Source organism: Porphyromonas levii DSM 23370 (genome assembly GCF_000379925.1).
GTDB classification, from domain to species: Bacteria; Bacteroidota; Bacteroidia; order Bacteroidales; family Porphyromonadaceae; genus Porphyromonas_A; species Porphyromonas_A levii.
Genome location: NZ_KB904295.1, coordinates 1 through 10,825 on the forward strand (window position 1 = coordinate 1; position 10,825 = coordinate 10,825).

Genomic DNA, 10,825 nt, shown 5'->3' on the forward strand with positions numbered 1-10,825 from the left:
CCAGAATCCGGATTATATCTTGTCTGCGAAATAAAATGCATAGTGCCACAAAGGTAAGGATAAAAAAATCCACCGCTGTGTACTACATTTCGATTTAAAAAACAACTACCCCGATGAAATCAGCATTTCACTCCTCAAAATGCCCAAAAACCACCCCAAAATATACTCTAGGGGTCAAACTTGGGTTAAAACTCCTACTTGGGGAATTATAGGACTTAAATGAATGTGTATTAGGTAGTGCGGTGGGAAAAGTGTAAATTTGCGTCTACGTAATATAAGGAATATATGGCAAGAAAAAAGAAAGCGCCCGTAATAGTAGAGGGAGTAAAGATAGAGAAGATGGCAGGCGAAGGTAAGTGTATCGGACACCTACCTGATGAGCGTGCGGTATTTGTCCCCTACTCTGCTCCGGGTGATATACTAAACATCCGCTTGGGCAGAAGCCGTAAAGCGTATGCAGAAGGGGTGATAGCGGATATTGTAGAACCATCGCCCGAGAGAGTGGAGCCTAGGTGCGAACACTTTACCATTTGTGGAGGCTGTAAGTGGCAACACCTCCCCTACTCTATGCAGCTGGAGGGGAAACAGCAACAAGTCTATGATCAGCTGGAGCGTATCGGACACCTTGCGATAGAGGATAAAAGACCGATACTCGGGGCAGAGCAAATATATAACTATCGCAATAAGCTTGAGTACACCTTCTCTAACCGCAGATGGCTGACTAGTGAGGAGTTGGATATGAATAACGATGAAGCCAACGTGCACTCTATGGATGGACTAGGGTTCCATATCCCAGGCATGTTCGACAAAGTACTGGACATCAAGGCGTGTCACCTACAAGGGGAGATCAGTAATCGCATCCGTCTATTTATCAAGGACTATTGCCAGAGTCACAAGGGGTATGAGTTTTACAACCTCCGCAACCACGAGGGCTTTATGCGCACGCTGATGATTAGGACGAGTTCTTTAGGAGAGCTGATGGTGGTGGTTGTATTCGCAAATGAAGCAGAAACTAAGCGCATAGCTCTACTCTCTGCTATTAGGGAGCAGTTTCCTGAAATCACCTCCCTGATGTATGTTATTAATACTAAGCTCAATGATTCGTTTGGCGACCTTGAGGTACTCCCATTCGCTGGGGAAGACCATATTTGGGAGGAAATGGAGGGGCTTAAGTACAAAATTGGGCCAAAGAGTTTTTACCAAACTAATAGTCGACAGGCTCTTCACCTCTATGAGCAAGTGAGGGAGCTAGCACAGCTTAAGGGAGATGAACTCGTCTATGACCTATACACTGGCACAGGTACCATTGCCTCTTTTGTCAGTCGTAACGCAAAAAAGGTCATCGGTATAGAGTATGTACCAGAAGCTATAGAGGATGCTCGAACCAATATGGCTGTAAATGGTTTAGATAATATGGAGTTCTTCGCTGGGGATATGAAAGATATCCTTACCGATGACTTCATAGCAGAGCACGGTCATCCAGACTTACTCATTACCGACCCACCAAGGGCTGGTATGCACGCTGATGTGGTGGCTACGATTCTGCGGACCGCTCCGAAACGTATCGTATACGTAAGCTGCAACCCTGCTACTCAGGCTCGAGATGTAGAGATGATGGCAGAGGATTATAATGTAATAGTGACACAGCCAGTGGATATGTTTCCACATACAAGCCATGTAGAGAATATCCTTCTCCTAGAGCGCAAGTGAAGCTGTGGCACAGTTATTGCCCAATAAACTTAGTGGACGTATAGTCCCTAAGCACTACGACTTAGAAAGTATAACATTAAATAGATAGAATTCTTGAAGACAAAGAATAGCACAACGACTGCTCTCGTAGAGACAATCGTGGAGGGAATAAGGGAGAAAAAAGGTAAGCATATTACCATACTAGACATGGGTGGAATAGATGATGCTTTCTGCGACTACATGGTAGTGGCAGAAGGCAATACTCCTACTCAGGTCAATGCGCTAGAGGACTCTGTATGGGATACCGTACAGAAAAAACTAGGGGACAAACCCATACATACCCATATAGGTGGCGGCGAGTGGATTGCTATGGACTATGTGGATGTAATGGTACATCTATTTGTGCCAGAGCAACGTAAATATTACGGACTGGAGCAGATGTGGGCCGATGCCAAGCAAACATCCCTCCCCGATGAAGATTGATAGACTTGGTAATAAGGTAGCTAATACATGAGCAATAATAACTCAAAGAAGCAAATGCCCAATAATACCCCTCCACGTTTCCCCAAACGCAAGAGAGGAGGACTGGCATGGCTATATGCCCTCATGTTCCTTTCTATTATTGGAATATTTCTATTCTCCAGAAGTGATTCGGGAGAGAAAGTAGAGTGGAGTCGCTTCCAATCGATGCTCCAGAAAGATCTTTTCGAGGAGGTCACCGTTTACAGTGCTCAAGGCAATGTCGTGGCAGTAGTAAAGAAGAAGGCTGAAAAGGAAGCCGAGAGCTATGGCATATCATCCAGCAGGAGCGAAGGAGCACGCACAGCTCTACTGCAAAGGGTTGAGATAGAGTCTCAGATTCCTGGTGCTAACGCATTCAACGACCTCTATCAAAGCATTATGGCTAGCGATAAGCCTATTGATGCCAAGGTCTCTTATGTCAATAGCTCCAATGGATTACTAACTGTACTACTCAACTTCCTACCCTTTGTCCTACTCATCCTTTTCTGGGTGTGGATGAGTCGTCGCATGATGAGTGGTGGCGGCAACTCTGGCGGAGGAGGTGGTATATTCAATGTAGGTAAGTCTAAGGCACAACTCTTCGACACAGAGAATAAGGTCAATGTAACCTTTAAAGATGTCGCTGGCTTGAGTGGGGCAAAGCAGGAGGTAGAAGAGATAGTACACTTCCTCAAGGAGCCTCAGAAATATACCGAGTTAGGTGGCAAGATACCCAAGGGCGCACTTCTAGTAGGGCCTCCTGGTACAGGTAAGACGTTACTAGCGAAGGCAGTAGCAGGAGAGGCTGGTGTACCTTTCTTCTCTCTCTCTGGTTCCGACTTCGTAGAGATGTTTGTGGGGGTTGGTGCATCACGAGTACGCGATCTATTTAAGAAAGCCAAGGAGAAGTCGCCTTGCATCATCTTTATCGATGAGATAGATGCTATAGGTAGAGCGCGAAGCAAGAATGCCGGGTTTAGTGGTAATGACGAGCGCGAGAATACCCTCAACCAACTACTCACAGAGATGGATGGCTTCGGAACCAATAGCGGTGTCATCATACTTGCCGCTACCAACCGAGTAGATATCCTAGACAAGGCCTTGCTCCGTGCGGGACGATTTGACCGCCAGATCAGTGTTGAGCTACCCGATGTACATGAGCGTAAAGAGATATTCCAGGTACACATGAGGGCTCTAAAGATGGACGAATCGGTAGATATCGATTTACTCGCTCGCCAGACCCCTGGTTTCTCTGGTGCGGATATCGCCAACGTATGTAACGAAGCCGCTCTACATGCAGCACGCTCCAATAAGAAGGTTATCCAAAGTAGCGACTTCATGAGCGCTATTGATAGGATTGTAGGTGGTCTGGAAAAGAAGACTAAGATTACTACTGAGGAGGAGAAGAAGGCTATCGCTATCCACGAAGCTGGGCACGCTACAGTAAGCTGGCTATTGGAGCATGCCAATCCGCTTATCAAGGTAACCATTGTACCCCGTGGACGCGCACTTGGTGCCGCTTGGTACCTACCTGAAGAACGACAGATTACGACTACAGAGCAATTGCTAGACGAGATGTGTGCTACTCTTGGAGGGCGTGCAGCTGAGTATATCACCTTCGGTAAGATATCTACTGGTGCAGCCAACGACCTCATGAAGGTGACACGTATGGCACAGGCTATGGTGACCTACTTTGGTATGAGTGAGAAGCTCCCGAACATCAACTATGAGGACAACCAGAACGAATATGGTTTCACTAAGCCATACAGTGAGGCAACCTCTAAACTCATCGATGAGGAAGTCCTTTCCATTATCAATACTCAGTATGAACGAGCTAAACAACTGCTTACTGAGCATAAGGAAGGGCATAAGGCTATTGCAGATCTCCTTTACTCTAGAGAGGTAATATTTACAGAGGATGTCGAGAAGATACTCGGCAAACGACCTTGGAAGTCTCGTGCAGATCAGCTACTAGAGAGCGAAAGAGCTGACAACGCAGAGAAGATCGAATCTGAGAGCACAGAGGAATAAGCCCTCCCAAATTGATATGAGGCATCGGGTATAGAAGTGTTCTATTCCCGATGCCTCTTTTATGTCATGGCTATATTATGTATCTTTGGAGGGAGTAATCATAATTAGTAACAATCACTATGTCGCCATACCTAATACTCGGACTACTTATTGGCTACTTTGTCCTGCTCTTTGGGGTCTCCTACTTTTCGGGGCGCAAAGCCAACAATGCAGGCTTCTTTGTAGGGAATAGACAAAACCACTGGCTCATTGTAGCCATTGCCACAATTGGTTCCACCATCAGTGGGGTCACCTTTGTATCTGTCCCTGGAATGGTCTCTGGGGCAGGCTTCTCCTACCTACAGATGGTTTTAGGCTTCGTAGTCGGACAAGCCGTCATCGCTTTCGTCCTATTACCACTTTTCTACCGGCTCAACCTCTTCTCCATCTACGAGTATCTCGACAAGCGATTTGGCATAAGTGCGTACAAGACAGGTGCATGGTTTTTCTTTATCGCCAAAATGCTCGGCGCCTCAGTTCGTATCTTTCTGGTTGTACTTACAATGCAACTATTAGTATTTGACCCACTCGGAATCCCCTTCTTCATCAATGCCCTTCTTACGGTCTTCCTTGTCTACATCTATACTTTCTTCGGTGGTGTCAAGAGTGTCATAAGCACAGACGTACTCAAGTCTGTTTGCCTTATTCTCTCCGTAGTCCTCAGCATCTACTTTATCTCCGAGGCACTCCAACTCGAATTCGGGAGCTTCACCACTCTTGTCAAAGAGAGCGATATGAGCCGAGTATTCTTCTTAGATGATATTAATGATAAGCGCTTCTTTTGGAAACAATTCCTAGCTGGAGCCTTCACTATGATTGCGACCAACGGACTAGACCAAGACATGATGCAACGCAATCTCAGTTGCAAGAGCTACAAGGAGAGCCAGAAGAATGCAATGCTAAGTATCGCAATGCAGTTGGTGGTCATCACCCTCTTCCTGCTCCTTGGGCTACTCTTATACACCTATGCTGCTCAATTCAATATCGTCCTTCCTGCGAAAGGAGATGAAGTCTTCCCATTCATAGCTACTGGCAACTTCTTTCCAGTAGCCCTGGGTATCGTCTTTATTATTGGACTGATTGCCACATCCTACTCCGCTGCGGGTTCAGCGCTCACTGCACTTACCACCTCATTTACTATCGATATTCTTGAGGGTAGATCCAAAAGCGAAAGTAACCTCACGAGGCTCCGTAAGCGTGTCCATATTCTTATGGCAGTCATCATGGCACTATGTATCTATGGCTTCAATATCGCCAATAGTACCTCCGTTATCGATGCTGTTTATATCCTTTCGAGCTATACTTATGGCCCGATACTGGGGATGTTTGCTTTTGGCATGATAAGCCATCGTCCAATTCGAGACCGATGGGTACCAGTCGTAGCGATTCTCTCCCCTATCCTCTGCTTCATCCTCGATCACAACTCCGAAGCATGGTTTGGCGGCTACCGATTCAGCTACGAGATATTAATTATCAACGCCCTCTTCACCATAGTGGGGCTAGCAATGATTAGCAAGTCATATGAAACAGATACTACTCGCTGATAGTGGCTCGACCAAGACTACTTGGAGACTAGGCGCATTGGAACTACGTACCAAAGGTATCAACCCATACTTCACCACAACTACAGAGATCGTCGAACTACTCGAGAAAGAGCTATGCCCTCTCCTCCCTTCCAACACATTCGATGAAATCCACTTCTATGGGGCAGGATGCACCCCAGAAAAGTCTCCCATAGTCTCCTCAGCTCTTCACCAAGTGTTTATAGCACCAGTTATCTCTGTACAATCGGATATGCTCGGGGCTGCAAGGGCACTATGTCAACACCAGCCAGGCGTAGCATGTATACTCGGCACAGGTTCCAACTCCTGTAGCTACGATGGCGAGAATATGGTACAGAATGTATCGCCTCTCGGATATATCCTAGGGGACGAAGGCAGCGGAACCGTATTAGGTAAGCTCTTCGTTGGCGCAGTATTGAAAAACCAAATGCCTCTTGGGCTTAAGGAACACTTTCTCGAGCACCACAACACCAATCCTGCCGAGATTATCGACCGTGTCTACCGTCAACCACATCCCAATACCTACCTTGCCTCCTTCGCCCCTTATATAGCACAGCACCTCAATCTACCAGAGGTTTATCATCTGGTTGAAGATGCCTTCCGATGCTTTATTATTCGGAATGTACGACAATACCCTATTGCTTCGTCTACTTTAGTGCACTTTGTAGGTTCAGTCGCCTACCACTTTCAAGCGCCATTGCGCTCAGCATGTGCAAAAGAGCACATCACCATTGGCACCACCGCCAAAGAACCCATAGACGGACTCTATCAATACCATTACCCAATGAACGACTTTATCAAAATAACAGAGAGCTCCTCTCTATATAATAATCTTGAACACAAAGAAGTTGGAGAGATTCTCCGCGAGATCAATCAAGAAGACCATAAGATAGCCGATGCCGTAGCGCAGACGATTCCAGTCCTCCAGAGATTCGTAGAGCAAGCCCTTCCCCGTATAGAGAGAGGTGGGCGTATCTTCTATATAGGTGCTGGCACTAGCGGACGTCTTGGCGTACTAGATGCTTCAGAGATTCCTCCCACCTTCGGTATGCCACCGACTCTTTTCGTAGGGCTCATAGCTGGAGGGGATCACGCACTTCGACATCCGGTTGAGAATGCCGAGGATAGCAAGAATCAAGCTTGGGAAGACCTACAGCAACATAATATAGCTTCGAATGACACCCTTATAGGCATAGCTGCGAGCGGAACCACTCCATACGTTATCGCAGGGCTACAGGAAGCTCGTAAGCGAGGTATTCTAACGGCTTGTATCACCTCCAATCCTGGAAGTCCTATTACCGAAGCAGCAGAATATGCAATAGTAACCATAGTCGGCCCGGAATATGTTACAGGTAGCTCTCGCATGAAATCGGGGACAGCACAGAAGATGGTACTCAATATGATATCCACCTCTCTAATGATCAAGATGGGACGAGTAGAGGGCAATAGGATGGTGAATATGCAGCTTAGCAATCAAAAACTCATCGATCGAGGCACACGCATGCTAGTAGAAGCTCTAGGTCTTACCTACACGGAAGCCCGTGAGCAACTCATACAGGCAGGCTCTGTTAGAGCTGTATTAGACAAGTATCAGATATAAATGACATTCCCTGTAAGATAATGATAAGGGGTGGATAGGTTACGCTAACCTATTCACCCCTTACTATATATAAAATATGTGTCCTCTATTACAAGAAGAAGATATAAGCAAGTGTACTTAGAGAGATTATCAACCACAGTGCTACACCTAGCAACATCGCCTTCACACCTACAGACTTCAGCACATCCAAAGATAATCCAGCTCCAATAAAGAATAGTGCTATATTCAGACCGTGCTTAGAGATGCTGCTTACTACCTTACCAAACTGAGGGTAGTCCTGAAGAAGGAAAGTATTAATCAGCATAGCTAGTATAAAGAAGAAGATAAACTTTGGCACAGAAATCCTCTGGTCTTTCTTCTTGAATATCCAAGCCGTTACCAAGGCTAGTGGCATAATCCAAAGTGCTCTCGTTAGTTTCACGGTAGTCGCAATCCTAAGTGCCTCGTCACCGTAAGCTTCGCCTGTACCCACTACCGAACTGGTATCATGAATTGCAATTGCAGCCCAAAGACCGAAGTCGGCTTGGCTCATACCTATCGCTCTACCTATAGGCGGGAAGATAAAGAGTGCCACTGCATTAAGGATAAAAATCACACCAAGAGCCACAGACATCTGACCACTCTTAGCATCTACCACTGGTCCCACTGCAGCAATAGCGCTACCGCCACAGATAGCAGTACCCGAACTAATCAAGTAACCAGTCTTATAGTCCACCTTAAATACATACTTTGCCAATAGCCATCCTAGTACCATTGTCCCAATCACAGAAGCAATGGTAAAGAGCATACCATCTTTTCCCGACTCCAGCGAAGCATATAGATTCATTCCAAAACCAAGACCCACTACTGAGTACTGAAGTAGATACTTACTCATAGACTTATTGAGCTTCGGATTCACATTACCGAAGGTCAATGCAAAGACCAAACCCATAAGAAGCGCTACGGGAGGGGTAATCCAACTACCGAGTCTCTCCAACCCAGGTATATATGTACATGCTAGTCCAAGTACGACTATAGCAATCAAAGTATAATAGATTATATGCTTATATCTTTCCATAACTTACAAAATTAAGAGGGGTGACTCGTCATGAACTTGACAGCCACCCCTCAAATGTCTATACTCTAAAGAGACAAGTAATACAATTACTTACCCTCTAGCTTCTCACGTAGTTCTGCGAGTGCATCGATATCACCAAGAGTAGACTTCTCAGCCTGAGTAGCATCCTGACGGATAGCCTCACGAGTAGCCTGCTTTGCAGCACGCTCCTCTTGGCGAGCACCCTTCTCCTTATCCTCACGGATACGGCTGTGGCTTAGGATAATGCGCTTTGACTCGCTATTAAACTCAATCACCTTGAACTCTAGAGTCTCGCCCTGCTGAGCCTGAGTGCCATCCTCCTTAGTAAGGTGCTTAGGAGTAGCGAAACCCTCAATACCATGAGGAAGCTCTACTACTGCACCACGATCAAGAAGCTCTACTATCTTACCCTCGTGGATAGTACCTACAGAGAATACACTACCTAGGTTCTCCCATGGGTCAGTCTCAGTCTGCTTGTGACCAAGGCTTAGACGGCGATTCTCCTTATCAATCTCAAGTACCATTACCTCGATTGGATCGCCAATCTTAGTAAACTCACTTGGATGCTTGATTCTCTTAGTCCAAGAAAGGTCGCTGATATGGATTAGACCATCAATACCATCCTCAAACTCTACGAAGATACCGAAGTTGGTGAAGTTACGAACCCTTGCTGTGTGGCGTGAACCTACTGGATACTGGTTCTCAATAGCCTCCCATGGATCTGGAGTAAGCTGCTTGATACCTAGGCTCATCTTACGCTCCTCACGGTCTAGAGTAAGGATCTGAGCCTCTACCTTTTCACCTACCTTTAGGATATCGTGTGGGCTACGTACGTGCTGAGTCCAAGACATCTCACTTACGTGGATAAGACCCTCAACACCTGGAAGCACCTCTACAAATGCACCATACTCAGTGATAACAACGACAGTACCCTCTACCTTGTCACCTACAGTGAGGTTCTCATCAAGGCTATCCCATGGATGTGGGGTAAGCTGCTTAAGACCAAGTGCGATACGATTGCGCTCCTCATCGAAGTCTAGGATAACCACATTGATCTTCTCGTCTAGGGTTACCACCTCCTCTGGAGTGCGGATACGACCCCAAGATAGGTCAGTGATGTGGATAAGACCATCTACACCACCAAGATCTATAAATGCACCATAAGGAACAATATTCTTGACAGTACCCTCAAGTACCTGACCCTTCTCAAGCTTAGAGATAATCTCAGACCTCTGAGCCTCTAGCTCCTCCTCGATCAGTGCCTTGTGTGATACCACTACATTCTTGTACTCCTCATTAACCTTGATGATACGGAATTCCATAGTCTTATCTACGAACTCATCAAAGTCACGGATAGGCTTAACATCGATCTGCGAACCTGGCAAGAAAGCCTCGATACCGAAGATCTCTACAATCATACCACCACGGGTACGATTCTTGATGTAACCCTTAACAACCTCCTGATTATCCATAGCCTCATTGACACGCTCCCAAGCACGAGCAGCGCATGCCTTGCGGTGAGAAAGAATCAGCTGACCATCCTTATTCTCTTGTACCTCAACGAATACCTCTACCTCATCACCTACTGCTAGGTCTGGGTTGTAACGGAACTCATTAGCTGATACAACGCCAAAGGACTTAAAACCTACGTCGACAATCACTTCGCGCTTGCTGATAGACTTGATTGTACCCTTTACAATCTCGCCCTCAGATACTTCTCCCATAGTAGCAGCGTACTGCTCCTCCATCTTCTTGATGCTCTCGGGAGACTCCTCCGTAGCACGCTCGAAGCTGTCCCAATCGAAACCCTCAAGAGGCTTCACTTCTTCGTAGTAATTCTTCATTTAAAAACTGGTGAATAAAATAATGTTACTATCTCTATCCCAACCTCATAGGTCGAGACATCTCTCGAGCCATACACCCTCGGTTGCCCTCCGGATATAGACTTCCGCAAAGATACAAAAAACTTTCAGTCCCACAACAGATTACGCCATTATCTCTCAGGCTAACGCATTAGAGCTTGCTGAATTAGGGGATGTGTTATTTTTGCAGAGTTGAGATGCATGCATGATATTGTCGAACCATTTGTAATTTTGGAGAAAAAAGCGAAGGAAATAGTAGCGACAAAATAATGCGGATAAGTTCCCTGAGGAACGTTATCACATTTTTCGCTAAGAAAGACATAGCGACTGCTACCTCCGTTGTCTCTGGAAGTCGTGTCCTTATCCTAGCAGCTCCGTAGCGCATCTTCACNGTTCCGAAAGTCCCCTCTACCTCATTACGTTGGTGCATCTCCTTGAGTTCTGCCTCTGTCTTTTCTTGTTT

The 10,825-nt window shown here is 46.1% G+C and carries 8 protein-coding genes; 5 read left to right on the forward strand and 3 right to left on the reverse strand.

Annotation, left to right across the window (positions count from 1 at the left end; translation table 11 throughout):
- The first annotated feature begins 285 nt into the window (after nucleotides 1-285).
- From rlmD to murQ, 5 genes are all read left to right on the forward strand, one after another.
- Nucleotides 286-1,710, forward strand: coding sequence for a 23S rRNA (uracil(1939)-C(5))-methyltransferase RlmD (rlmD, locus tag A3GG_RS0109820; RefSeq protein WP_018359123.1), 1,425 nt, complete (start codon nucleotides 286-288; stop codon nucleotides 1,708-1,710).
- A gap of 93 nt (nucleotides 1,711-1,803) precedes the next feature.
- A complete protein-coding gene (gene rsfS, locus A3GG_RS0109825; RefSeq protein WP_018359124.1) occupies nucleotides 1,804-2,172 on the forward strand; it encodes a ribosome silencing factor in 369 nt (122 codons plus the stop codon).
- Between the two features lie 54 nt (nucleotides 2,173-2,226).
- Nucleotides 2,227-4,221 (forward strand): ATP-dependent zinc metalloprotease FtsH, encoded by a 1,995-nt coding sequence (gene ftsH / locus A3GG_RS0109830; protein ID WP_026215769.1) that lies wholly within the window; start codon nucleotides 2,227-2,229, stop codon nucleotides 4,219-4,221.
- A 119-nt stretch (nucleotides 4,222-4,340) separates the two neighbouring features.
- Entirely contained in the window at nucleotides 4,341-5,804 is a 1,464-nt protein-coding gene (locus A3GG_RS0109835; protein WP_018359126.1) for a sodium:solute symporter, read from the forward strand.
- 802 nt (nucleotides 5,805-6,606) lie between these two features.
- Nucleotides 6,607-7,422 (forward strand): N-acetylmuramic acid 6-phosphate etherase, encoded by an 816-nt coding sequence (gene murQ / locus A3GG_RS0109840; RefSeq protein ID WP_026215770.1) that lies wholly within the window; start codon nucleotides 6,607-6,609, stop codon nucleotides 7,420-7,422.
- An 88-nt stretch (nucleotides 7,423-7,510) separates the two neighbouring features.
- Here murQ and A3GG_RS0109845 read toward each other — a convergent pair whose 3' ends face one another.
- The 3 genes from A3GG_RS0109845 to A3GG_RS12305 form a co-directional block, all read right to left on the reverse strand.
- Nucleotides 7,511-8,479, reverse strand: a complete 969-nt coding sequence (locus tag A3GG_RS0109845) for a YeiH family protein (protein WP_018359128.1) — start codon at nucleotides 8,477-8,479, stop codon at nucleotides 7,511-7,513.
- A gap of 86 nt (nucleotides 8,480-8,565) precedes the next feature.
- Entirely contained in the window at nucleotides 8,566-10,344 is a 1,779-nt protein-coding gene (rpsA, locus tag A3GG_RS0109850) for a 30S ribosomal protein S1 (RefSeq protein ID WP_018359129.1), read from the reverse strand.
- A gap of 196 nt (nucleotides 10,345-10,540) precedes the next feature.
- Nucleotides 10,541-10,792 carry a transposase gene (locus tag A3GG_RS12305; RefSeq protein ID WP_428829146.1) on the reverse strand — a complete coding sequence of 84 codons (252 nt, stop codon included), beginning with the start codon at nucleotides 10,790-10,792 and terminating at the stop codon, nucleotides 10,541-10,543.
- Nucleotides 10,793-10,825: the final 33 nt, after the last annotated feature.